Source organism: Bacillus sp. I-2 (assembly GCF_001974945.1).
In the GTDB taxonomy this organism is placed as follows: domain Bacteria; phylum Bacillota; class Bacilli; order Bacillales; family Bacillaceae; genus Bacillus; species Bacillus safensis.
On sequence record NZ_LZRW01000011.1, the window covers coordinates 163790 to 186285 of the forward strand.

Genomic DNA, 22496 nt, shown 5'->3' on the forward strand with positions numbered 1-22496 from the left:
GATTGGTTTTGACTTTTTTGAATTGTAGACGAATTTGTGAAAAAGGCCGTTAAGGGGGACAAACAAATGTTACAGTCAAAAAATATTTTGCTCGGTGTCAGCGGAGGAATTGCCGTATATAAAGCAGCAGCACTTACTAGTAAACTCGTACAAGCAGGCGCAAATGTCAGAGTGATTATGACGGAATCTGCTCGTGAGTTTGTGTCTCCGCTTACCTTCCAAGCTCTGTCTCGACATGAGGTATATGTAGATACATTCAAAGAAAACAATCCAAGAGTCATTGCGCATATTGACGTAGCTGACTGGGCCGATCTCATTCTTGTTGCCCCTGCAACAGCACATACGATTGGTAAAATGGCCGCTGGACTTGCAGATGATATGCTTACGACGACTTTGCTTGCTTCAACAGCGCCTGTATGGATCGCACCAGCGATGAATGTGCATATGTATGATCACCCGGCTGTCAAACGGAACATTCGCACATTATATGAAGACGGCTACCGGTTTATTGAGCCAAGTGAAGGTTATTTAGCCTGCGGGTACATTGGAAAAGGGCGACTAGAAGAGCCTGAAAAAATTGTGGAACACATCCGGGCCTTTTTTGAAGAGCCAAAAAGCTTACCGCTCTCTGGTAAAAAAGTTGTGGTGACAGCAGGTCCTACTCGTGAAGTCATCGATCCTGTCCGGTTCTTTACAAACCGTTCTAGTGGAAAAATGGGCTATGCGATTGCAGAGGCTGCTCAGCAAATGGGGGCAGATGTGACGCTGATTTCTGGGCCTGTTTCTTTAACTGAACCTGACGATGTACATGTAGTGCACGTTGAATCAGCTGAAGAGATGTATCAAGCTGCGCTAGATGTATACGGAGAAGCTGATCTTGTCATTAAATCAGCAGCTGTCGCCGATTACACCCCTGTCACGACATATGCTCATAAAATGAAAAAACAGGACGGCGCTCTGGACATTGAATTCACCCGGACAAAAGATATTTTAAAAGAGCTGGGGAAAAGAAAAGAGCATCAAGTGCTGGTCGGATTTGCAGCTGAAACGCAGGATGTAGAATATTATGCGAAAAAGAAAATTGAATCCAAGAATCTAGATATGATTGTGGCTAATAACGTCACTAAAGAAGGGGCAGGCTTTGGCACAGATACAAATGTGGCAGCGATCATCAAAGCAGATGGAACGAAAAAAGAGCTGCCAATGATGAGCAAAAAAGACCTCGCCTTTGAAATTTTAAAGGAGGCAATACTGCTGCTTCCAAAAGAGCGTGATCGCGCATGATTGCTGAAGTCATCGTAGATGTCACAACGAAAGCCATTGACCGGCCATTTGATTACCGTGTACCAGATCGATTCAAAGATCTCGTCAAAGCGGGGATGAGGGTGGTCGTTCCCTTTGGCCCGCGGAAGATTCAAGGGTTTGTGACAAAAGTCAAAGAGGAAACAGACATCAAGTCAGGAAGCATCAAAGAGATAGTCGATTTATTTGATTTATCACCTGTTCTGACAGATGAGCTATTGGAGCTTTCCCACTGGCTGACGGAAAAAACATTGTCCTATCATATTACGGCACTTCAATCGATGCTGCCCGCAGCCATGAAGGCAAAGTATGAAAAAGAAATACAGGTGCTATCAGAGGAAGAACTTCCGCAGTCATTGAAAGAGCTTTTCGGTCAGCGAGAGAGCATTCTTTATGCTGACATCCCGGCTGAACAATTAAAACAGATTCAAAAACATGTCCAAAAAGGTCATCTAGAGGTGAGATACCATGTCTCGCAAAAATCTGGAAAGAAAAAGGTCCGCATGCTCCAGCTGGCTGTATCGAAAGAAAAACTTGAAGAAAAACAGCAGCAGCTAAAGAAAAATGCGGTAAAACAAAAGGCACTGATCTCTTACTTGCTTCAAGCGGGAGAGACAACCTTTTTAGCGAAAGACTTGCAGCAGCAAACAGGCGCGAGTTCTCAAACGCTTAAAACCTTTATTCAAGAAGGGCTGTTAACAGAAAGCTATGAAGAGGTCTATCGAGATCCTTACCGTGACCGGGAGTTTACACCATCTGCATCACTTGATCTCACGCCTGAGCAAAGAGAGGCGGCAAAACATATACATCAAGCAGTCAGTGAGGATCAGCACGAAACCTTTTTGCTGCACGGAGTGACAGGAAGCGGCAAAACGGAGATTTACTTGCAGACAATTGATCATGTTCTTCAAAAAGGGAAAGAAGCGATCGTTTTAGTTCCTGAAATTTCATTAACCCCTCAAATGGTGCAGCGATTTAAAGAACGATTTGGCTCAAATGTGGCTGTTCTTCATAGCGGCTTATCGACAGGAGAAAAATATGATGAATGGCGGAAGATTCATCGCAAGGAAGTCAAGCTTGTCGTTGGCGCAAGATCTGCTGTTTTCGCTCCATTTGAAAATTTAGGCATGATTATTATAGATGAAGAGCACGAATCCTCTTATAAACAAGAAGAAATGCCTCGTTACCATGCCAAGGATGTCGCCATTGAACGAGCAGTGCGGCATCAATGTCCAGTCGTATTAGGCAGTGCAACACCTTCACTTGAAACCTATGCACGTGCGAAAAAAGGCGTCTATACATTGCTGCCGCTCAAGCACCGCGTCAACCAGCAGCAGCTGCCGCACGTTTCGTTAATTGATATGAGAGAAGAACTAAGAAATGGAAACCGCTCCATGTTCTCAGAAGAATTAATGATCAGGTTAAAGGAAGTGCTTGAAAGAAAAGAACAAGCCGTTTTATTTCTGAACAAAAGAGGCTATTCATCCTTTGTGATGTGCCGTGATTGCGGATATGTGGAGCAATGTCCTCATTGCGAAATTTCTCTCACCTATCACCGCTATCAAAAACGGCTGAAGTGCCATTATTGTGGTCACGAAGCTCCAGTACCTTCTGAATGTCCAGAATGCCACAGTGAGCATATTCGCTATTTTGGAACTGGCACGCAGCGAGTAGAAGAAGAACTGACAAAGGTATTGCCTGAGGCGCGTGTGATCCGAATGGATGTGGATACAACGTCTCGAAAAGGTGCTCACGAAAAGCTTCTTACGTCTTTTGGCAATAAAGAAGCGGACATTTTGCTCGGGACGCAGATGATTGCAAAAGGGCTGGATTTCCCAGATGTCACACTTGTTGGTGTTCTCAGTGCGGATACATCCCTTCACATCCCTGATTTTCGTTCAAGTGAAAAAACATTTCAGCTTCTCACGCAGGTCAGCGGCAGGGCAGGGCGCCATGAAAAAGCGGGCTCGGTTATTATTCAATCGTATACCCCTTCTCACTATAGTATTGAATTAACGAAGCAGCATGACTACGAAGCCTTTTATGAACAGGAGATGCTGCATCGCCGCCACCAGTCCTATCCGCCATATTACTTTTTGGCGATGGTGACAGTGTCACACGAAGAAGTGACGAAGGCAGCACATGTCACTGATCAAATTGTCCAGTTCCTAAAAATGAACTGTGCACCGAATACTCGAATCCTTGGTCCGGCCGCATCGCCAATCGCTAAGATCAAAGATAGATATCGGTATCAATGCGTGATAAAATACAAAAGGGAAAATGAACTGACAAGTTTATTACGGAAAATACAAGACCATTATCAAAAGGAAATGGAACAAAAACAATTGATGATTTCAATAGATATGAATCCATACATGATGATGTAAAACGGAGGGCTGTAAGTGGCAGTAAAACCAATAGTCATACATCCGGCAGAAGTGCTTGAACAAAAGACAGAGCGTGTCGAGACGTTCGATAAAAAGCTTAAAAAACTGCTGGATGATATGTATGATACAATGCTTGAGCTGGATGGAGTTGGACTAGCAGCACCACAAATCGGTATTTCAAAAAGAATCGCTGTTGTAGATATCGGAGAAGAATCTGGCAGAATTGATTTAGTGAACCCCGAGGTGCTTGAAGTAGAAGGAAGCCAGACAGATATTGAAGGCTGCCTGAGCTTTCCAACTTTATACGGCACTGTAGAGAGACCGAACTATGTGAAGGTAAAAGCCTTTGATAAGAAAGGCAAACCATTTACAATAGAAGCAGACGGATTTTTAGCAAGAGCTTTATTGCACGAAATTGATCATTTAGACGGCATTTTATTTACGTCAAAAATCATTGAAACTTATACAGAAAAAGAACTTGCGGAAATGGAAGGGTGAAGAAAATGGCACGTATCGTATTTATGGGAACCCCTGATTTCTCAGTACCTGTGCTGCAAACACTGATAACAGAAGGATACGAAGTGGTAGGGGTCGTCACGCAGCCAGACCGCCCGAAAGGAAGAAAACGAGTGCTCACACCGCCTCCTGTAAAAGTGGAAGCCTTAAAGCACGGCATTCCTGTGTTGCAGCCTGAAAAGGTGCGCCTTGATGAAGAAATTGATAAGGTGCTTGCATTACAGCCGGATTTAATTGTCACAGCGGCATTTGGACAAATCTTACCAAAGCGATTACTCGATGAACCTAAGTTTGGCTGTATCAATGTTCATGCCTCGCTTCTGCCAGAACTAAGAGGCGGCGCGCCGATCCATTATGCGATCCTTCAAGGCAAAAAGAAAACAGGCGTTACCATCATGTACATGGTGGAAAGACTTGATGCAGGTGACATGATCAGTAAAGTAGAAGTAGAAATCGATGAATTAGACAATGTCGGAACATTGCATGATAAATTAAGTGCAGCTGGTGCCGCACTGTTAAAAGATACGGTGCCAAATGTTCTGAGCGGGTCTATTTCTCCGATTCCGCAAAATGAAGAAGCGGCCACATACGCACCAAATATTAAGCGGGAGCAAGAAAGGTTAGACTGGACAAAAACCGGTGAAGAGCTTTACAACCAAGTTCGCGGGCTAAATCCTTGGCCAGTTGCCTATACTGAATGGAACGGCGCTCATCTAAAAGTATGGGAAGCGAAAAAGGTTCCGCTCCAAGTTCAAGAAGAACCAGGGAAAGTGATTGAACTTCAAAAAGAAGGTCCGGTCATTGGAACGGGGAATGAGCAAGGCCTTTTATTAACAGGTGTGCAGCCAGCTGGTAAGAAAAAAATGAGCGGCGAAGACTTCTTAAGAGGCGCAAATATCGAAATTGGACAGAAATTAGGGTTAATGAATGAAGAAAAGTAATGTGAGAGAAGTAACGCTGGACGCTTTAATCAAACTCGAACAAAATCAAGCTTACAGTAATTTGCTGTTGCAGTCAGTCATGAAAGATAAAGACTTAGCTGATCAGGACAAACCGCTGTTAACAGAGCTTGTATATGGTACACTGCAAAATAAACTGGCATTAGATTATATGCTGACGCCCTTTGTAAAAAAACCGCAAAAGGTCGCTCCATGGGTGATGCAGCTTTTGCGGATGTCTCTTTATCAAATGGTGTACCTTGAAAAAATACCAGATCGTGCAGCCATTCATGAAGCGGTCGAGCTAACGAAAAAGCGCGGGCACAAAGGCATTTCTTCACTTGTGAACGGTGTTCTTCGTTCTGTGCAAAGAGAAGGCGTTCCGGCATTTGATGCAATCAAAGATCCCGTAAAGCGGCTGTCCATTGAGACAAGCCACCCATTATGGCTTGTGCAGGAGTGGGTTCAGGCGTACGGGTTTGAAGCGGCAGAAAGCATGTGCCGCATTCATTTAGTCCCGCCAAAGCAAACCCTTCGTGTCAATCGAATGAAAACTGACCGCACGGCACTGCAGCAAAAACTAATGGATGCAGGCATCGAAACGGAGCTTGGCGACTTATCTGAAGATGCACTTAAGCTCATGAAAGGGTCCATCGTCTCAACCCCTTCTTTTCAAGAAGGCTATGTGACGATACAAGATGAAAGCTCGATGCTTGTCGCAAGAGCGCTCGACCCTCAGCCGGGAGAAACAGTGCTTGACGCCTGTGCGGCTCCTGGCGGAAAATCAACACATATTGCAGAACGTATGAATGATGAGGGCAAAATTGTTTCTCTTGATTTACATGAACACAAAGTGAAACTCATCAAACAAGCAGCAAAACGTCTGAACCTTACTCACATTGAGGCAAAAGCACTTGATGCAAGGAAAGCGGCAGACTATTACAGCGAAGCTTCGTTTGACCGTATTCTCATTGATGCACCGTGTTCCGGTTTTGGCGTCATTAGACGAAAACCAGATATGAAATATACAAAGTCTAAAGAAGACTCAGCAAAGCTTGCGGCTATCCAACAGGCCATTTTAAAGGAAGCGGCCCCGCTTTTAAAACCGGGCGGAACCCTTGTATACAGTACATGTACAATGGACCCAACAGAAAATCAACAAGTGATTCATGCGTTTTTACAAGAACACCAAGACTTCGAACCCGATCTATCTCTTAATGAACGGCTGCCTGAGCAGGTTGCTCCGTTTGTTCAAAACGGAAGTGTACAAATTCTTCCTCATTATTTCGGAACAGATGGTTTCTTTATTTGCAGCATGAGAAAGAAGGGATAAAAAATGACAGAACAAAAAGTAAGAAAAGAACTGAAGACAGAAATGCCGTCGATCTACTCATTTGAGCTTCACGAAATGAAAGAATGGTTAAAAGAACAAGGCGAAAAGCCTTTCCGCGCAGCCCAAATTTTCGAGTGGCTTTATGAGAAACGTGTGACATCCTTTGACGATATGTCTAACCTTTCAAAGGATTTAAGAGAAAAATTAAAAAATCAATTTGCGATCACTACATTAAAAACCGTGATCAAACAAACGTCTCAAGACGGAACGATCAAGTTTTTATTTGAATTACATGATGGCTATACGATTGAAACAGTACTGATGCGCCACGAATACGGCAACTCTGTCTGTGTCACAACTCAGGTTGGCTGCCGAATTGGCTGTACATTCTGTGCATCTACACTTGGCGGGTTAAAACGAAACCTTGAAGCAGGAGAAATCGTTGCTCAAGTATTGAAAGTGCAGCAGGCACTTGACGAAACAGATGAGAGAGTCAGCTCGGTTGTCATCATGGGAATTGGCGAACCGTTTGATAACTTTGACGAAATGCTTGCTTTCCTTAAAATCATCAACCATGATAACGGCTTAAATATTGGCGCGCGTCATATTACAGTGTCGACAAGCGGAATCATTCCAAAGATCTATCAATTCGCTGATGAGCAAATGCAAATCAATTTTGCTGTCTCCCTGCATGCACCGAACACAGAGATCAGAAGCCGTCTGATGCCGATCAATAAGGCATATAAGCTCCCAAAATTAATGGAAGCCATTGAATACTACATTCAAAAAACGGGTAGACGTGTCAGCTTTGAATACGGCCTGTTTGGCGGAGTAAATGATCAAGTGCATCATGCAGAAGAGCTTGCAGACTTATTAAAAGGAATCAAGTGCCATGTGAACCTCATTCCGGTGAACTATGTACCGGAAAGGGATTATGTAAGAACACCGAGAGAACAAATCTTCCTATTTGAAAAAACGCTGAAAGAACGCGGCGTAAACGTAACGATTAGACGAGAGCAAGGCCATGATATTGATGCTGCTTGCGGTCAGCTAAGAGCGAAGGAGCGTCAGGAAGAGACGAGGTGACGAATGTTGATAAGGGCAGCCTTTCAAACCGATACAGGAAAAGTCCGTCAGCATAATGAAGATGATGCAGGTATTTTTGAAGCAAAAGAAGACACCCTTCTAGCTGTTGTAGCAGATGGAATGGGAGGTCATCTTGCTGGTGATGTCGCCAGCAGGATGGCCGTCTCTTCTTTAAAAGAATACTGGGAAGAAACATCTTCAATCCCAGCAAAACCAGCAGAGCAAGAAAGCTGGTTAATCTCAAAAATAAGTGACATTAATGATCAAGTATATGAACATGCGAAAAACAATGAGGAGTGCCAAGGAATGGGGACAACCATTGTTTGTGCGCTCGTTCATTTGCAAACGGTCACAATTGCCCATATTGGCGACAGCCGCTGCTACTTGCTAAGAGAAGGAGCACTGACCCAGCTAACAGATGACCATTCACTTGTAAATGAGCTTGTGAAAACAGGTGAAATTTCTAAAGAGGATGCAGAATATCATCCAAGAAAAAATGTGCTTACGAAAGCATTAGGAACAGATAAACACGTTCAAATTGATGCACATACCTTTGAAGTGGACCCAGGAGATCAAATCCTGCTTTGCTCAGATGGTTTATCAAATAAAGTAGAAGAAGAGAATTTGATTCATATTTTAACGCAAACGACCGCACCAGATGAAAAAGTAACAGCATTAATCCAAACAGCGAATGACAACGGCGGTGAAGATAACATTACAGCAGTATTGTTAGAAATCTCCTCCCAGCCAGAGGAGGGTGACAGCAAGTGTTGATCGGAAAACGGATCAGCGGCCGTTATCAGATTCTTCGCGTCATAGGCGGAGGCGGAATGGCAAACGTTTATTTGGCGGAGGACATGATTTTAGATCGCGAAGTTGCGATTAAAATTTTGCGCTTTGACTTTGCAAGCGATGATGATTTTATTAGACGTTTCCGGCGCGAGGCGCAATCAGCCGCAAGCTTAGATCATTCAAATATTGTCAGCATCTACGATGTAGGGGAAGAAGATGACATTTATTATATTGTCATGGAATATGTCGAGGGGATGACGCTGAAAGAATACATACATGCCAATGGCCCGCTTCATCCGAAAGAAGCCGTTCGCATTATGGAGCAAGTGGTTGCGGCGATGGAAGAAGCCCATGCAAAGCAGCTCGTCCACCGGGACATTAAGCCCCACAATATATTAATAGACAACATGGGGAATATTAAAGTCACTGATTTTGGGATTGCCATTGCACTCAGCTCAGCGACCATCACCCACACAAATTCGGTTCTAGGATCCGTGCACTATTTGTCTCCAGAGCAAGCCCGCGGAGGTCTTGCGACGAAAAAGTCAGACATCTATTCACTTGGAATTGTGCTCTATGAACTCATTTCTGGACGCATGCCATTTGAAGGGGAATCAGCTGTCAGTGTTGCGCTGAAGCATTTGCAATCAGAGCCACCATCTGTAAGAAGGTGGAATCCTTCTGTTCCACAAAGCGTGGAAAACATCATTTTAAAGGCAATGGCCAAAGATCCATTTTATCGATATGAAGATGCATCTGAAATGCAAAAAGATTTACAAACTGCTTTCGACCCTTCAAGACTAAAAGAAAAACGCTTTGTCATTGAAGAGGATCATGAAGCAACGAAAGCGATCCCAATCATTCAAGATCATCAAGTCGATGAAGACAATGAAAAAACAGCTGTCCATCCGGTGCAAAAACCGAAGAAAAAAGAGAAACAAAAGCCGAAAAAGAAACGAAAAAAATGGCCATGGGTTGTGGCATCCATCCTGTTTATTCTAACTGCTGCGACCATTTTAGCCATCACTGTGTTTCCCGGACTGCTCTTTCCAAAAGATGTTGAGGTCTCTGATGTATCTGGCATGACGATTGAAAAAGCAGAGGACACCTTGAAGAAAGCCGGCTTTACCGTTGCCTCTGAACCAATTGAGATCGCTGATGAAAAAATTGAAAAAGGGCTTGTCGTCAAAACAGACCCGAAAATCGGCACAAAGGTAAAAGAAGGAACCGAGATTCAGCTTTACCAAAGTACTGGAAAAGAAAAGACCGAATTACCTGATGTAACAGGTGAAAAGGTCGATAAAGCAAAAGAATTATTAGAGAAAAAAGGGTTTAAGCAAGTTGTTGTGGAGGAAGTAAATGATAATGACACCGAATCTGGGATTGTCATGGAACAGAAACCTTCAGCGAGTACTGAGCTTGTGGCAGCAGATGAAGAAGTGACGTTGACGGTCAGCATAGGTCCTGCCGATATTACATTGCGGGATTTAACGACATATAGTAAACAGGCTGCATCGAATTATTTAGAGGATAACGGATTAAAGCTTGATGAAAAAGAAGCGTATTCTGATGATGTGCCAAAAGGTGAGGTCATGAAGCAGGAGCCAGGAGCAGGTACTGCTGTGAAACCAGGTGATACGGTTAAGATCACTTTCTCACTTGGACCGAAGAAAAAACCGGCTAAAACGGTGACTGAGAAGATTGCCATCCCGTATGAACCAGTCACTGAAGGGCAAGAGATGACCGTTCAGATTTCCATTGACGATGCTGAGCATAGCATTTCTGATTCATATGAAACCTTTAACATCACTGCACCAACTGAACGGACCATTAAATTTAAGATTGAACCAGGTCAAAAAGGATACTATCAAGTGACAGTTGATGATAAGGTCGTAAGCTCTAAAACGATCGAATACCCTGACGATGAATAAAGGAGGGACTTTATGCCTGAGGGCAAAATTATTAAAGCATTAAGCGGATTTTATTATGTGCTCGATGAGTCTTTAGAAAGTGGAAAAGTGATTCAGTGCAGAGCGAGAGGCATTTTTCGGAAAAACAAAATCACACCTCTTGTTGGAGATTATGTCGTATATCAAGCGGACAACGATAAAGAAGGCTACTTATTAGAAGTAAAAGAGCGGACAAACGAACTTGTTCGTCCGCCTATTAGTAACGTCGATCAAGCGGTGCTCGTTTTCTCTGCGACAGAACCGACCTTTAGCACATCGCTTTTAGACAGATTTCTAGTGCTGGTGGAAGCAAATGATATTAAGCCGATTATCTGTATCACAAAAGTGGACTTATTGAAAACAGATGAAGAGCTTGAAAGTATTCAAGGCTATGCAGAGGACTATCGGCAAATTGGATATGATGTTCATTTGACATCCACGATCGAGGGAGACGGAATTGAAAAGCTGACCCCGCATTTTCACAATAAAATCACTGTATTTGCCGGTCAGTCTGGTGTAGGAAAGTCCTCCCTTTTAAATGCGATGAGTCCTGATTTGGCGCTGAAAACCAATGATATTTCCTCCCATCTTGGAAGAGGAAAGCATACGACAAGACATGTCGAACTCATTCGTACAGCAGAAGGGCTCATTGCAGATACACCTGGCTTTAGTTCGCTCGAATTTACCGGCATCGAAGCGGAAGATTTAGGCCTTTACTTTTTAGAAATCAAAGAGCGGAGTGCAGATTGTAAGTTTAGAGGCTGTCTGCACGTGAAAGAGCCTGGCTGTGCGGTAAAAGGTGCGGTCGAACAAGAGCAAATCAGAGAGTATCGTTATCAGCATTATTTAGAGTTTTTAACTGAAATCAAAGACAGAAAGCCGAGGTACTAACTCATGGTTTATATTGCCCCTTCCATTTTATCAGCAGATTTCGCCAATTTGGAGAAAGATATCCGTGATGTGGAACAAGGCGGAGCGGATTATATTCATATCGATGTGATGGACGGCCATTTTGTACCGAATATTACATTTGGGCCGAATGTTGTGGAAGCAATCAGACCGCATACAAAGCTGCCGCTCGATGTTCACTTAATGATTGAGCAGCCAGACCGGTATATTCCTGCATTCGCAAAAGCAGGTGCTGACATTATTTCTGTCCATGTAGAGGCTTGTCCGCACTTGCACCGCACGATACAGCACATAAAAGAACAAGGCGTAAAAGCAGGTGTCGTCTTGAACCCGCACACACCTGTTTCTCAGATTGAGCATGTATTAGAGGACGTAGACCTTGTTTTATTCATGACGGTGAATCCTGGTTTTGGCGGACAGGCGTTTATTCCATCTGTCCTCACGAAGGTAAAAGAAGTGAAGACCCTTAGCGAACAAAAGGGCTTATCAGACTTACTCATAGAAATAGACGGCGGTGTCAATGTAGAGACTGCAAAGAGCTGTAAAGAGGCGGGCGCTAACTTACTTGTGGCCGGCTCAGCGGTATACGGTAAAGACAACCGCGCAGCAGCCATTAAGTCCATTCGAGAAGTGTAAAAAAAGGAACCAAAGTCACACTGATCTTTGGTTCTTTTTACATGGAGAGGAGCGTATATCATGCACATACATATCGTAGCCGGCGGTCCTTTTGAATACATCCCGCCTCTTGAACATGAGGCATTACAGGACGATATTCTCTGGGTCGGTGTAGACCGGGGGACGCTCTTTTTACTAGAGCACGGCATCATGCCTGCCAAGGCTTTTGGTGATTTTGACAGTGTGACAGAAGAAGAGCTTTGCGAGCTGAAAAAGAAATTGCCTGCCCTGAATGTATTTCAGGCTGAAAAAGATGAAACCGATTTAGAGCTTGCGCTGAACTGGGCCATGCGCCAGCACCCAGCGCATATTCACATCTACGGCATTACAGGAGGAAGGGCTGATCATTTTCTAGGAAATATTCACCTTCTATATCAAGGCATTCAGCACAAGCAGAACATCACTCTTGTAGATAAGCAAAATATCATTCAAATGTTTGGACCTGGTACATACGAAATAAAAGAAGACCCTGATAAAAAATATGTATCGTTCCTGCCCTTTGGTACATCGATTGAAAAGCTGACATTAAAAGGTTTCAAATATCCTCTGAAAAATTGTCATATTGAGCCTGGTTCCACACTATGTATTAGTAACGAACTCATCCACTCAAATGGTACTTTTTCTTTTCATGAAGGCATATTAATAATGGTAAGAAGCAAAGATTGACCAACCTATCAATGTGGATGGCTGATTAAGCTCAATTGTGCTGCAAGCGGTACTTTTAGGAGGGGGACAAAATGAAATTTTATACAATCAAACTGCCTAGATTTCTTGGCGGCATTGTCCGTGCGATGCTTGGTTCATTTAAAAAAGATTAATGAGTAATCTCCTTTATTTCCACATAAAAACGCCTGCTACAGTTTATTGTAGCAGGCGTTTACTCTTGCTTATACACGCTCAACTTTACCAGATTTCAAAGCTCGAGCTGATACATATACTCTTTTAGGCTTACCGTCCACTAGAATACGAACTTTTTGAAGGTTCGCGCCCCATGTACGTTTTGTAGAGTTCATTGCGTGAGAACGGTTGTTCCCAGCTTTTGTTTTTCTGCCTGTAATAACGCATTTACGTGCCATTTGTTTCCCTCCTAACTGCGAAAACATCATCATATTCTTCATATACGTACTTAGAGATGCCTCAAGATACTTTAATAATTTACCACAGCTTCAAGGGGTTTGCAAGGATTGTTTACTCCTCTTTCAAGAAAAATACCTTGACATCTTGATAAAAAATCAAGGCTATAGTATAAGTAGGATTGGGTCGGATTGAATGATTTCTTTTAAAAAGAAGGGTCTTATAGTAAAATAGTGATAACTCAGGGCAATTTCTCAAAAAGGGGGAACCAATGTGTCCATTGAACTTAGAACGAAATACGGACAAATTGATATATCAAATGAAGTCATTGCAATGGTGGCAGGAGGCGCTGCGATCGATTGCTATGGTATTGTTGGCATGGCGTCCAAAAACCAAATTAAGGACGGCTTGACGGACATTCTCCGCAAAGAGAACTTCAGCCGGGGTGTTCTTGTGCGTCAGAAAGAAGACCGCATTCATATTGATATGTACATCATCGTCAGCTACGGTACAAAAATATCAGAAGTCGCACATAATGTTCAAACGAAAGTCAAATACACGATTCATCACACAATTGGACTTTCTGTTGACTCGGTCAACATTTATGTACAAGGAGTAAAAGTTACGAACCCGTAGTAAGGAGGAAATATATTGTCTATTAGAAATCTTGATGGCCGCTCATTTGCAAAAATGATTCTTGCAGGTGCTCACCATCTTTCTCAAAACGCACAAATTGTTGATGCGTTAAATGTTTTTCCAGTGCCAGATGGAGACACGGGGACAAATATGAATTTGTCGATGACTTCAGGGGCAAAAGCAGTTGAAGAAACAAATACCGATCATATTGGGAAGGTCGGCGTGGCCCTGTCAAAAGGGTTATTGATGGGCGCAAGAGGAAACTCTGGTGTGATCCTGTCACAGCTCTTTAGAGGTTTCAGTAAACATATTGAACAAAAAGAAACGATTGATGCAAAAGAATTTGCTCTTGCCTTACAGGCGGGTGTTGATACAGCATATAAAGCCGTGATGAAACCGATTGAAGGAACGATCTTAACGGTTGCAAAAGATGCAGCAAAGAAAGCGGTTGCTGTTTCAGCAACAGAAGATCAAATTGACCGCGTTCTAGAGTTAACGATTGAGGAAGCAAGAGCATCACTTGATCGAACGCCAGATCTGCTTCCTGTCTTAAAAGAAGTGGGTGTTGTCGATAGTGGAGGTAAAGGACTTCTATGCGTATATGAAGGTTTCCTTGCTTCATTAAGAGGAGAAGAGCTTCCTCCTAAAGCGGCTTCTTTACCTACGCTAAAAGAACTCGTTAGTGCAGAGCATCATAAAAGTGCGCAAAGCCATATGAACACAGAAGATATCGAATTTGGCTACTGTACTGAATTTATGGTGAAATTTGAAGAAGACAAACAGTCCTTTGATGAGAATGCCTTCAGAGAAGACTTAAGTGAATTCGGAGATTCACTTCTTGTGGTGTCTGACGAGACACTGGCGAAAGTTCATATTCATGCAGAGCAGCCAGGAGATGTCTTATCCTATGCACAGCGCTACGGCAGCTTAATTAATATGAAAATTGAAAACATGAGAGAGCAGCATAGCTCAATCGTGAACGAAGAAAGAGAACACGCGCCTGCTGCACCAAAAGCACCTGCTGCTGAAAAACAGCGCTTTGGCGTCGTCAGTGTCGCAATGGGAGAAGGAATTGCTGACTTGTTCAAAAGCATCGGAGCTTCCGTCGTCATTGAAGGCGGGCAGACGATGAATCCGAGCACAGAAGACATTGTCACAGCAATAGAAAGCGTACATGCCGAAACCGTCTTTATCTTACCTAATAATTCTAATATTGTCATGGCAGCTAAACAGGCGGCAACTGTCTCAAGTCGTGAGGTCGTTGTCATTCCGACGAAGACCGTTCCTCAAGGAATGTCGGCACTTCTTTCTCTCAATGAAGCAGCTTCAAATGAAGACAACGAAAGAGCGATGCTAGAAGCGATTGACCATGTGAAAAGCGGGCAAATTACCTTTGCAGTAAGAGATACTCAAATTGATGGAATCGATATTGCGAAAGGTGACTATATGGGTCTGTTCAACGGGAAAATCACCTTAACAGCGAAAAATCAATTAGATGCAGCAAAAGAACTTCTCACCAAAATGGTGACAGAAGATGATGAGATTGTCACCATCATTAAAGGGGAAGATGCATCATCTGATGAGATGGATGCGTTACAAGCCTTTATTGAAGAAACATTTGAAGATGTAGAAGTTGAAGTCCACGATGGAAAACAGCCGCTTTATTCATATATTTTGGCGGTTGAATAACGAAAGAAGGGCAAATAAAGCCCTTCTTCTTCTTTTGCAATTTTTTACTAGCGATTCAACGGTGAAATGAGTTGCGGGAAATGAATGAATCCATTAGTCTAAAGAAAGAACCAAACCATACGCGAGTGGTTATGAGAGGGGAAGACCTATGAAATTTAGAAGTGTGTTTGATATTATTGGGCCCGTCATGATTGGTCCATCAAGTTCGCACACAGCGGGTGCGGCTCGTATCGGAAGAGTAGCTCGCAGCTTATTTGGAAGAGAACCGAAACGAATTGTCGTTTCATTTTATGGTTCCTTTAAAGATACGTATAAAGGACACGGTACAGATGTCGCCATTATCGGCGGTGTTCTTGACTTTGATACATTTGATGAACGAATCAAAACAGCGATCGATATTGCAAAAAGCAAAGAGATCGATATTGAATTTAAAGAAGAAGAAGCAGTGCCGGCACATCCGAATACAGCAAAAGTAGAGATTTCAGATGCGAACGGAAGCCTTGAACTAATCGGGATTTCCATCGGCGGAGGTAAAATAGAAATCACAGAATTAAATGGCTTTGAGCTCAGGCTTTCAGGGAATCATCCTGCCATTCTTGTGGTTCATAACGATCGCTACGGGACGATTGCGGCAGTTGCCAATGTCTTAGCGAAATTCGCCATCAACATCGGTCATATGGAAGTGGCGCGTAAAGATGTCGGGCAAGAGGCACTGATGACGATTGAAGTGGATCAAAATATTGACCCAGCTGTCCTATCAGAGCTTGAAACGCTGCCAAACATTATTCAAGTCACACAAATTGCAGAGTAACAACAAGGAGGTTATGAATGATGTTTAAAAACGTCAAAGAACTCGTGCAGCTAACAGAAGAACGGAATACCTCCATTTCAGAAATTATGATTGTGCAAGAAATGGAAGTGACAGGGAAATCACGTGAAGAAATTTTCTCCCAGATGTACCGCAACCTAGAAGTGATGGAGCAGGCCGTTGAAAACGGGCTGAAGGGTGTGAAATCATTATCAGGCTTAACAGGCGGAGATGCTGTCAAACTTCAAGCCTATATCGCATCAGGCAAAACACTGTCTGGTCATACGATATTAGATGCTGTCAGTAAAGCAGTTGCAACAAATGAAGTCAATGCCGCAATGGGAACCATTTGTGCCACGCCTACAGCAGGCTCAGCAGGTGTTGTACCAGGTACGTTATTTGCAGTAAAAGAAACATTAAAGCCAACAAAGGAACAAATGGTCAGATTCCTATTTACTTCTGGCGCATTTGGTTTTGTTGTGGCGAATAACGCCAGCATCTCCGGTGCAGCAGGCGGCTGTCAGGCAGAGGTAGGTTCTGCATCAGGGATGGCGGCAGCAGCTATTGTCGAGATGGCAGGCGGTACACCGCAGCAATCTGCAGAAGCGATGGCGATTACACTGAAAAATATGCTTGGACTTGTTTGCGATCCAGTAGCGGGACTTGTCGAGGTACCTTGCGTGAAACGAAACGCAATGGGTGCATCTAACGCCATGATCGCAGCAGACATGGCTCTTGCTGGCATCACAAGCCGCATTCCTTGTGATGAAGTCATTGATGCGATGTACAAAATCGGTCAAACGATGCCAACAGCTCTTCGCGAAACTGCACAAGGCGGTCTCGCTGCGACACCGACAGCAAGAGAGCTTGAAAAGAAGATTTTCGGAGGTGTGACCTCATCTCGTGATACAGAAACTGCAAGATAGTGTCTCTGTCCTGAAGGGGATTGGAGAGGAAACCGAAAAAACACTCAATGAACTTGGAATCTACACAGTAGCCGATTTACTCGGCTACTTTCCTTATCGATATGACGACTATGAGCTTCGTAACTTAGAAGAAGTCAAGCATGACGAACGTGTCACAGTTGAAGGGAAAGTACATAGTGAGCCCGTTCTCACCTACTATGGCAAAAAACGAAGCAGGCTGACATTCAGGCTGCTTGTCGGGCGTTTTCTCATTACAGCCATTTGTTTTAATCGCCCATATTTAAAACGAAGCCTTGTGTTAGGTGATACAGTTTCCGTCACAGGAAAATGGGATAAAAACCGTCAATCTATCATGGTGCAGGAATTTAAAAAAGGGACGCACGAGCAAGATGGCAGTATAGAGCCCGTTTATTCAGTAAAAGAAAATGTGACCGTGAAAATGATGAGGCGCTTTGTAAAGCAGGCCTTGTCACTTTATGCAGATAAAGCTGAAGATCCATTGCCAACGCAGCTTGTCTCTGCCTATAAACTCATGTCCTATCAGGAAGCATTAAAAACCATTCATCTTCCAGAAACAAGAGACTCGCTCAAGCAAGCAAGACGCCGTTTTGTGTACGAAGAATTTCTTATCTTTCAGCTGAAGATGCAGGCGATTAGAAAGAAAGAACGAGAGAGAACATCAGGTATCCAGCATCCGTTTTCCAAAGAGGCTGTTTTTGAGTTTGTTGACAGCCTGCCATTTCCGCTGACGAAGGCACAATCAAGAGTGCTTGATGAAATCATGTCGGACATGGCGTCTCCATATCGAATGAACCGGCTGCTTCAAGGAGATGTAGGTTCAGGGAAAACAGCTGTTGCAGCCATTGCGCTTTATGCCGCTCATTTATCAGGTTTTCAAGGTGCATTAATGGTCCCAACAGAAATTTTGGCAGAGCAGCATGCCGATTCACTTTACCAGCTGTTTGAAAAATGGGGACTGAATATCGCCCTTTTGACAAGCTCTGTGAAAGGAAAGCTGCGCAGAGAATTGCTTGAACGTTTAAAAGTAGGTGAGATTGACATATTAGTCGGCACGCACGCACTCATTCAAGACGAAGTCGAATTTCAGCAGCTCGGTCTTGTCATCACAGATGAACAGCACCGGTTTGGCGTCGAGCAGCGGAAAAAACTGCGAAGTAAAGGACAGGACCCAGATGTCTTGTTTATGACGGCCACACCTATTCCGCGAACACTTGCGATCACTGTCTTTGGAGAAATGGACGTCTCTGTCATTGATGAATTGCCAGCTGGCAGAAAACAAATCGAAACGTATTGGGTGAAGCATGACATGCTTGAGAGAATTCTTGCTTTTGTGGATAAAGAGCTGAGAAAAGGCAGACAGGCATATATTATTTGTCCGCTCATTGAAGAATCAGACAAGCTGGATGTGCAAAATGCGCTTGATGTCCATAGCATGCTCACTGAGGCATACCGCGGCAAGTGGTCAATCGGCTTAATGCATGGGAAGCTGGCAAGTGATGAAAAAGATCAGGTCATGAGAGCCTTTACCGCAAATGAAGTACAAATTCTCGTTTCAACCACAGTCGTTGAAGTCGGGGTCAACGTACCGAATGCAACCATCATGGTCATTTATGATGCAGACCGCTTCGGACTGTCTCAGCTTCATCAGCTAAGAGGCCGGGTCGGACGAGGAGAGCATCAATCATTTTGTATTTTAATGGCTGATCCGAAGTCGGAAACGGGGAAAGAGCGGATGCGGATCATGTCCGAAACAACCGATGGCTTTGAGCTGTCTGAAAAGGACTTAGAACTAAGAGGACCCGGCGATTTCTTCGGTAAAAAACAAAGCGGGATGCCAGAATTTAAGGTAGCAGATATGGTTCACGACTATAGAGCGCTGGAAACGGCTAGAAAAGATGCAGCAGACCTTGTCCAATCAGACGCCTTTTGGACTGATCCCGAATACAAAGAACTCCGGCAAACGCTGATAGACAGCGGTGTGCTGGGAGGAGATAAATTAAGCTGATCAAACGCTGGAGGAATTTTCTTGTCTTTTTGAAACAAGGATTGATTTATCATCTATGAGATTATATACTACTATTAGTACCTAGTCATAAATGTACGGATGGTGTCTGCATATGAAACTAAATAAAAAAGAACGTCAAAAGCTTCTCCAGCAAACGATCAGCTCGACTCCATTCATTACTGATGAAGAATTGGCAAGTAAATTCGGTGTCAGCATACAAACGGTTCGTCTTGATCGTTTAGAGCTGTCGATCCCTGAATTACGCGAAAGAATTAAGCATGTGGCCGAAAAGACATTAGAGGATGAAGTAAAGTCACTTCCACTGGATGAAGTGATTGGAGAAATGATTGATGTAGAACTTGATGACCAAGCCATTTCCATTTTAGAAGTGAGAAAAGAGCATGTATTCAGCCGAAACCAAATTGCCAGGGGACATCATCTCTTCGCCCAGGCAAATTCGCTGGCAGTTGCCGTCATTGACGATGAACTGGCTTTGACAGCAAAAGCGAATATCAGGTTTACAAGGCAGGTGAAACAAGGCGAAAGAGTCGTCTCTAAAGCCAAAGTAGCCTCACATGATAAAGAAAAAGGAAGAACCGTAGTTGAAGTAAACAGCTATGTTGGTGAGGAAGTTGTCTTCTCAGGTGACTTCGTCATGTATCGCTCAAAACAAAAGTAAAAGGTGGCACGTAATATGAGAATTGCAGTCGATGCAATGGGGGGAGATCATGCCCCTAAAGCCATTATTGACGGTGTGCAAAAAAGCTTAACAGCATTTTCAGATATCGAGATTACACTTGTCGGCGATGAAAACAAAATCAAACCATACATAACAAACAACGACCGCATCACGATTTTAGATGCAAAAGAAGTCATTGAACCGACGGATGAACCAGTGCGTGCAGTCAGACGTAAAAAGGATTCATCTATGGTGAAAATGGCGCAGGAAGTCTCCGAAGGACGAGCAGATGCCTGCATCTCAGCAGGAAATACTGGCGCCCTCATGACAGCTGGGCTGTTTATCGTAGGCAGAATTGACGGTATTGACAGACCGGCCCTTGCCCCAACTTTGCCAACACTGGATGGCAGCGGCTTCTTATTACTAGATGTTGGTGCCAACGTTGATGCTAAACCAGAACATCTCGTGCAATATGCCATGATGGGATCAATCTACGCAGAGCGTGTTTTCCCAAAGAGCAATCCGCGTGTTGGACTGTTAAATGTAGGAACAGAAGATAAAAAAGGCAACGATTTAACGAAAAAAACCTTTGAATTATTAAAAGCTTCCGACTTGAATTTCGTAGGAAATGTAGAGTCCCGTGACTTATTAGAAGGTGTTGCTGACGTTGTTGTCACAGATGGTTTCACTGGAAATATTGCGCTTAAAACGATTGAGGGCACAGCCCTTTCTGTCTTTAAAATGCTGAAAGAAACCTTAACATCCAGCTTCACAGCAAAAATAGCAGCAGGCATGATGAAGCCGAAATTGATGCAGATGAAATCTAAAATGGATTACTCCGAATATGGCGGTGCCGCATTATTTGGTTTAAAGGCACCTGTTATTAAAGCGCACGGCTCCTCTGATGAAAATGCCATTTTCCATGCAATTCGTCAGGCCCGTGATATCGTAGAAAAAGACGTTTCAGCCATCATTCATCAAGAAGTCCAAAAAGAAACGACGAATGAGTCTTAATGGAGGTAAAGCAGCATGACTAAAATTGCATTTTTATTCCCTGGCCAAGGCTCTCAAAAAATTGGCATGGGAAAAGATTTATTTGACCAAGAAGCAGTATCTAAAGCTGTATTTGAAGAAGCAGACAATACCCTCGGGTTTGATTTATCTTCTATGATTTTTGAAGGGGATGCAGAAGAACTGACGCTCACCTTTAACGCGCAGCCAGCTCTTTTAACGACAAGTATCGCCATCTTAAAGAAATTTGAAGAGAGCGGAATTAAAGCAGATTATGCAGCAGGACACAGTCTTGGTGAATACACTGCCCTCGTTGCAGCAGGCGCACTTTCGTTTAAAGATGCTGTTTATGCAGTCAGAAAGCGCGGAGAATTAATGAATGAAGCTGTTCCAGCAGGAGAAGGCGCCATGGCAGCGATTCTTGGCTTAGACAAAGCGGCACTTGAAGAAGTGACAAAAGAAGTGACAGAGAGCGGTAACCTTGTAGAGCTCGCTAACTTAAACTGTCCTGGTCAAATCGTGATCTCTGGTACAGCAAAAGGGGTAGAACTTGCTTCAGAGAAAGCGAAAGAAAAAGGCGCAAAACGTGCAATTGCCCTTGAAGTGAGCGGACCTTTCCATTCTGCATTAATGAAACCAGCCGCTGAAAAATTTACAGATGTTTTGTCTAAGCTGGATATTGCGGATGCCAAAACTCCGGTCATCTCTAACGTAACAGCAGACATCGTGACTTCTCGTGATGAGATTGAGACAAAGCTCATTGAACAACTGTATTCTCCAGTTCGTTTTGAAGAAAGTGTGGAACGTCTTATTGATTTAGGCGTCACAACATTTATTGAAATTGGTCCTGGCAAAGTGCTTTCAGGTCTTGTGAAAAAAGTGAATCGCCGTCTGACGACGATTTCCGTTTCAGATCAAGAAACAATTGAAGCAGCCATTCAAACACTCAAGGGGGATTCTTGATGCTTACAAATAAAACAGCCGTTGTAACAGGAGCATCACGCGGGATTGGTCGTTCCATCGCGATTGATTTAGCGAAAAGTGGTGCAAATGTTGTCGTGAACTATTCTGGAAACGAAGCAAAAGCAAATGAAGTCGTAGATGAAATCAAAGCACTCGGTCAGCAGGCATTTGCTGTGAAAGCTGATGTCTCAAATGCTGAAGAAGTACAAGCCATGATGAAACAAGCAATTGATACCTTTGGTTCAATTGACATTCTTGTGAATAATGCAGGGATCACAAAGGACAACCTGCTCATGAGAATGAAAGAGAATGAATGGGATGATGTCATTAACATAAACTTAAAAGGTGTCTTTAACTGTACAAAAGCCGTGACACGTCAAATGATGAAGCAAAGAAGCGGAAGAATCATCAATTTGGCTTCAGTCGTTGGTGTGTGTGGAAACCCTGGACAAGCAAACTATGTTGCAGCAAAAGCTGGTGTGATCGGATTAACGAAAACAACAGCAAAAGAGTTGGCAACTCGTCACATTACAGTTAATGCAGTAGCACCAGGCTTTATTTCAACAGATATGACAGACAAGCTTGATGAAAATGTACAGACGGAAATGCTCAAGCAAATCCCGCTCGCACGCTTTGGTGCACCTGAAGATATTAGCAACGTCGTTGTCTTTTTAGCTTCAGAAGGAGCAGGTTATATTACAGGCCAAACCATCCAAGTAGATGGCGGAATGGTCATGTCCTAAGAAATATCAAAATTTCATTAGGTTTTCTCTAGTTTTTTAAAAACAATTCAACTA

Annotated in this window: 22 protein-coding genes; 21 read left to right on the plus strand and 1 reads right to left on the minus strand. The window is 43.4% G+C overall.

Annotated elements, in window-relative coordinates:
• Positions 1 to 66 precede the first annotated feature (66 nt).
• The 12 genes from coaBC to spoVM all read left to right on the plus strand — a co-directional run bounded on the left by coaBC (position 67) and on the right by spoVM (position 12705).
• A complete protein-coding gene (gene coaBC / locus BAE31_RS04305; RefSeq protein WP_076839540.1) occupies positions 67 to 1284 on the plus strand; it encodes a bifunctional phosphopantothenoylcysteine decarboxylase/phosphopantothenate--cysteine ligase CoaBC in 1218 nt (405 codons plus the stop codon).
• The gene (priA, locus tag BAE31_RS04310) at positions 1281 to 3689 is read left to right on the plus strand and encodes a primosomal protein N' (RefSeq protein WP_076839542.1); all 2409 of its coding nucleotides are present in this window, start codon (positions 1281 to 1283) and stop codon (positions 3687 to 3689) included. Before coaBC ends, priA begins: the two co-directional genes overlap by 4 nt.
• A gap of 15 nt (positions 3690 to 3704) precedes the next feature.
• Positions 3705 to 4187 carry a peptide deformylase gene (def, locus tag BAE31_RS04315; RefSeq protein WP_076839543.1) on the plus strand — a complete coding sequence of 161 codons (483 nt, stop codon included), beginning with the start codon at positions 3705 to 3707 and terminating at the stop codon, positions 4185 to 4187.
• A gap of 5 nt (positions 4188 to 4192) precedes the next feature.
• Entirely contained in the window at positions 4193 to 5146 is a 954-nt protein-coding gene (gene fmt, locus BAE31_RS04320) for a methionyl-tRNA formyltransferase (protein ID WP_076839545.1), read from the plus strand.
• Positions 5133 to 6476, plus strand: a complete 1344-nt coding sequence (gene rsmB / locus BAE31_RS04325) for a 16S rRNA (cytosine(967)-C(5))-methyltransferase RsmB (protein WP_076839546.1) — start codon at positions 5133 to 5135, stop codon at positions 6474 to 6476. Before fmt ends, rsmB begins: the two co-directional genes overlap by 14 nt.
• A gap of 3 nt (positions 6477 to 6479) precedes the next feature.
• Positions 6480 to 7562, plus strand: a complete 1083-nt coding sequence (gene rlmN, locus BAE31_RS04330; protein ID WP_024424208.1) for a dual-specificity RNA methyltransferase RlmN — start codon at positions 6480 to 6482, stop codon at positions 7560 to 7562.
• A gap of 3 nt (positions 7563 to 7565) precedes the next feature.
• Entirely contained in the window at positions 7566 to 8336 is a 771-nt protein-coding gene (locus tag BAE31_RS04335; protein WP_034281746.1) for a Stp1/IreP family PP2C-type Ser/Thr phosphatase, read from the plus strand.
• Positions 8330 to 10285 carry a Stk1 family PASTA domain-containing Ser/Thr kinase gene (gene pknB, locus BAE31_RS04340; RefSeq protein WP_076839548.1) on the plus strand — a complete coding sequence of 652 codons (1956 nt, stop codon included), beginning with the start codon at positions 8330 to 8332 and terminating at the stop codon, positions 10283 to 10285. Before BAE31_RS04335 ends, pknB begins: the two co-directional genes overlap by 7 nt.
• Before the next feature lie 12 nt (positions 10286 to 10297).
• Entirely contained in the window at positions 10298 to 11194 is an 897-nt protein-coding gene (rsgA, locus tag BAE31_RS04345) for a ribosome small subunit-dependent GTPase A (RefSeq protein WP_076839549.1), read from the plus strand.
• A 3-nt stretch (positions 11195 to 11197) separates the two neighbouring features.
• A complete protein-coding gene (rpe, locus tag BAE31_RS04350) occupies positions 11198 to 11848 on the plus strand; it encodes a ribulose-phosphate 3-epimerase (RefSeq protein WP_076839551.1) in 651 nt (216 codons plus the stop codon).
• A 60-nt stretch (positions 11849 to 11908) separates the two neighbouring features.
• The gene (locus tag BAE31_RS04355; RefSeq protein ID WP_076839552.1) at positions 11909 to 12553 is read left to right on the plus strand and encodes a thiamine diphosphokinase; all 645 of its coding nucleotides are present in this window, start codon (positions 11909 to 11911) and stop codon (positions 12551 to 12553) included.
• A gap of 71 nt (positions 12554 to 12624) precedes the next feature.
• The gene (spoVM, locus tag BAE31_RS04360; protein ID WP_008354550.1) at positions 12625 to 12705 is read left to right on the plus strand and encodes a stage V sporulation protein SpoVM; all 81 of its coding nucleotides are present in this window, start codon (positions 12625 to 12627) and stop codon (positions 12703 to 12705) included.
• Between the two features lie 69 nt (positions 12706 to 12774).
• Here spoVM and rpmB read toward each other — a convergent pair whose 3' ends face one another.
• Positions 12775 to 12963 carry a 50S ribosomal protein L28 gene (rpmB, locus tag BAE31_RS04365; RefSeq protein ID WP_003212514.1) on the minus strand — a complete coding sequence of 63 codons (189 nt, stop codon included), beginning with the start codon at positions 12961 to 12963 and terminating at the stop codon, positions 12775 to 12777.
• A 271-nt stretch (positions 12964 to 13234) separates the two neighbouring features.
• Here rpmB and BAE31_RS04370 point away from each other — a divergent pair, with 271 nt between their 5' ends.
• The 9 genes from BAE31_RS04370 to fabG all read left to right on the plus strand — a co-directional run bounded on the left by BAE31_RS04370 (position 13235) and on the right by fabG (position 22442).
• A complete protein-coding gene (locus tag BAE31_RS04370) occupies positions 13235 to 13597 on the plus strand; it encodes an Asp23/Gls24 family envelope stress response protein (protein WP_008344871.1) in 363 nt (120 codons plus the stop codon).
• A 15-nt stretch (positions 13598 to 13612) separates the two neighbouring features.
• Positions 13613 to 15286, plus strand: a complete 1674-nt coding sequence (locus tag BAE31_RS04375; RefSeq protein WP_076839554.1) for a DAK2 domain-containing protein — start codon at positions 13613 to 13615, stop codon at positions 15284 to 15286.
• A gap of 148 nt (positions 15287 to 15434) precedes the next feature.
• The gene (gene sdaAB / locus BAE31_RS04380; protein ID WP_024424201.1) at positions 15435 to 16097 is read left to right on the plus strand and encodes an L-serine ammonia-lyase, iron-sulfur-dependent subunit beta; all 663 of its coding nucleotides are present in this window, start codon (positions 15435 to 15437) and stop codon (positions 16095 to 16097) included.
• A gap of 20 nt (positions 16098 to 16117) precedes the next feature.
• Positions 16118 to 17020 carry an L-serine ammonia-lyase, iron-sulfur-dependent, subunit alpha gene (sdaAA, locus tag BAE31_RS04385; RefSeq protein WP_024424200.1) on the plus strand — a complete coding sequence of 301 codons (903 nt, stop codon included), beginning with the start codon at positions 16118 to 16120 and terminating at the stop codon, positions 17018 to 17020.
• Positions 16998 to 19046, plus strand: coding sequence for an ATP-dependent DNA helicase RecG (gene recG / locus BAE31_RS04390; RefSeq protein WP_076839555.1), 2049 nt, complete (start codon positions 16998 to 17000; stop codon positions 19044 to 19046). Before sdaAA ends, recG begins: the two co-directional genes overlap by 23 nt.
• Positions 19047 to 19158: 112 nt before the next feature.
• Positions 19159 to 19725 (plus strand): transcription factor FapR, encoded by a 567-nt coding sequence (gene fapR / locus BAE31_RS04395; RefSeq protein WP_024424199.1) that lies wholly within the window; start codon positions 19159 to 19161, stop codon positions 19723 to 19725.
• 15 nt (positions 19726 to 19740) lie between these two features.
• Entirely contained in the window at positions 19741 to 20739 is a 999-nt protein-coding gene (plsX, locus tag BAE31_RS04400) for a phosphate acyltransferase PlsX (protein ID WP_034281756.1), read from the plus strand.
• Positions 20740 to 20754: 15 nt separating this feature from the next.
• Entirely contained in the window at positions 20755 to 21699 is a 945-nt protein-coding gene (fabD, locus tag BAE31_RS04405; RefSeq protein ID WP_041108959.1) for an ACP S-malonyltransferase, read from the plus strand.
• Complete coding sequence (gene fabG / locus BAE31_RS04410; RefSeq protein ID WP_024424196.1) at positions 21699 to 22442, plus strand: 3-oxoacyl-[acyl-carrier-protein] reductase; 744 nt, start codon at positions 21699 to 21701, stop codon at positions 22440 to 22442. The genes fabD and fabG overlap by 1 nt, the downstream gene beginning before the upstream one ends.
• Positions 22443 to 22496: the final 54 nt, after the last annotated feature.